We start from the raw sequence: 2,844 nt of genomic DNA, 5'->3' as shown, positions 1-2,844 counted from the left end.
TTTGATAACTATAAAAAACTCTGCCACTGGTATGAAAAAGAACAAAAAGACCGTGCATATGGCTTTTCATGGGAGCAACCCCAAGTGCGTTATGCCGACCAGCGCGGATTTTATAACATTTCATATAATGACGACTACACCCCAACAATGAGCTAAGGTTTAAGACGATGTATTCTAATCATGAACTAATAAATCTAAGAAGTAACGATACAATTCAGTCTCAAAGAGCATTGGCGCAAGCAAAGCACGACCCTCAGTCGGCGCCATCACTACACAATCTACTCTATGGAACCGAAGCCCCTGGTAACCTAAAACACTCGCAGCATGTATTGGCTCGCGCCTTATGTGGTGACCTTTATCATCTTGATGCATTGCTGCAGCAATGCACGCCTCTTGAACTGCTGGGCTCTTTGGGCTCAGATAATAAAATATGGATTGACCATCTGGAAGCAGAAAAAGAAGACGTAGCGAAACAAGAAGAAAAATCAGAGAGATCAATATTAGACCAGCTGCTTTCAGGAAAATCAACTACATTAAACCTTGATTTGGAAGACTTTGTAAAATCAGCATATACAAAAGTAAAGTCTAACATTGATTCGGGCACTACATCAGCCTTATGCGCCAAAGTATTGTTTACCAGAGCAATTCTGGGGCGGGTGGCCTTTGAGTTGAGCGGCAAGTGCATGGCAGAAGGCGCCTTTCTGTATGGTTTTTGGTTAACCACACTTCCTTATCACGCCAGTACCGAACTGGATGTCACTCTGGAACCGCGCCAAAGCCAACAAGCGTTTAATACAGTATTAGGCAAGAACTCTACTCCTGCATTCCTCTTCCACAGCTTTTATTATAGTGATGCAGGCAACGCCACTTTTGCTGCTTTAGAGCAAGTTCATCGTCGTAGCGGTGTGTATTGGATGAGACTTGCCCAAAACCTGACTCTCGACTCCTATCCAGAGCTGAAAGCTCTCAATAAAGCTCTTGGCACAACCAAAAACGGCCAGCAATTGATGCCCCTGGAATATTATCACCGTCACTTTATGGACAATGAAAATTCAGAAGGAAACCATGTCGACACGTTGTTTCCAGAGCGAGATTGGTGGTCGGATAATTTCAACTATCTGTTTTCAATTGAGTTACCTGCAGAGTTTCCCAACAGCCTCAAGTCCTACCAGCTTTCGGTGTACTTCAAATTACTGATGAGCGACCCTCTGCTCTCAACTGCTGCACGAAAAAAGTGCCTAAGCACAGTGGAGTCCTTTACTGACCCGCGTTTTGAATGGGTCAAAGACAGCAGTCTATTGCCCTTAAGTCGCTGGACTCACGAAATTGATCGCTTTCATAAAAAGCCTTTCGCACTTGAATTACATCATATGTTTTATCCCCTAATTACTCAAAGCGCCAGTGGAGGCTTACGAATCATTAAAGAGCAGATTTTGCGCTATTTACGCGATGGGAAAATTGACACTATAAAAATAAATCAGGATGAATCCCCAGCGTACGTTGCCTCTCTAATGCTTCGTAACCTGGAACTTAAGGCACTGGATAAATCTACTTCTGCTGAAGAGCAGCCTCTAATCAAAGCACATCTCGAACCGTTATACAGACGGCTGGATACCTTAATGGACATCGAGGCGCAGTACCAAATAAATCGCAAACAAGATTTTGAAGAAGCTCTGGGGAGGTATATAGAAAGTTTCATTAACGCTGGATTATCAAGCAATACATCAAAGCTGCAACCTCGTAATGAGTTTCGAAAATCAGGACAAGCAATAGAGTTAGCCAATGCCAAAAAAACATCAGTCAACAATATCCTTTACAGCCTGGCTTTTGACTCGAATATATTAGAACTCGTTAGCTTTTTAGCCCCCGCCTCAGCCGGGGCTATTTTAGCCACAAAAGCTATTGCGAAAGGAATTTCATCGGGCTACATTACGGATATTGCTAAAGCAACCATGGAAGCCATTTCCACCGATAAGGAAACAACGGATACAATCCTGGAATCGACGGGATTGTTGGATGAGGATATAGCGTGGGTTAATAAAAACAGTAAATGGTTAGAGTGTTTTCCCTATGCTTCAGAGTTGCTAAAATTTTATAATCAATGTACGACTTGGAATAAAGACAAGAGCTACAAACTAACAAGTAATATCAATGGCATGGCACACTTGGCTGACATGTTAAATAGCGTTAGCCCAGGTTCATGCATGGCAATGAGTGGGGTAGTTACCCAAGCACTCCACAATCATTATCTTCCCCTCACGAAGCTGCTTTCAACTAAAAGCCAGCAATTATTTGCAGACGCAATTGCCCACGCCTTGCTTGGTGGTTTAGTGGTACGGCATAAGCTGAACAAACCATCCAGCATCGGAAAAGGAAGTGATAAACTCTATGATATATTGCACGAGTGCATTAAAGTCCATGGGAAACATATCCTTGCCCTTGCACCTCCACTTTTGAAAAACGATGGAAAAACTATTACAGCAACCAAGATCGTTAATTCACCTGAATTAACTTTAACGCAAAAGCCAATATCTCCAGGCATTCAGCAATTCGGAATGTTTAAAGCTGATGATGCTCCTACAACACATCAAAAATCCACCACTCAGCAATTTATAAATTGTTGTTAAATTAAGAGAATTCCCCACCTGAAACGAGGTGGGGTATTATGCTCAGTGGAATCGTGAGAAACCGGAAAATCAACATGCACTTAAGCTAGTAAAGTACATATCCATTGTACACCTTATTTGTTCCCACGTGAGCGAACTACACTAGCCCAATTCATGCTAAAAAACTCACCTTACGCACGCCACTCGTTAGCAAGCCATATTTTTTAACTCCTGCATC

At 42.4% G+C, this 2,844-nt stretch carries 1 protein-coding gene; it reads left to right on the top strand.

The window, feature by feature from the left end:
* Window positions 1–167: 167 nt before the first annotated feature.
* Window positions 168–2,627 (top strand): hypothetical protein, encoded by a 2,460-nt coding sequence (locus Q0495_RS14080; RefSeq protein ID WP_298627427.1) that lies wholly within the window; start codon window positions 168–170, stop codon window positions 2,625–2,627.
* Window positions 2,628–2,844: the final 217 nt, after the last annotated feature.

Origin of the sequence: uncultured Legionella sp. (assembly GCF_937871865.1) — a bacterium.
GTDB lineage: Bacteria > Pseudomonadota > Gammaproteobacteria > Legionellales > Legionellaceae > Legionella.
This window is presented reverse-complemented; position numbering and strand designations above follow the sequence as displayed.

Coding starts and splice junctions, on each gene's coding strand:
- Q0495_RS14080 (WP_298627427.1), top strand. CDS start 168: ATGTATTCTAATCATGAACTAATAAATCTAAGAAGTAACGATACAATT.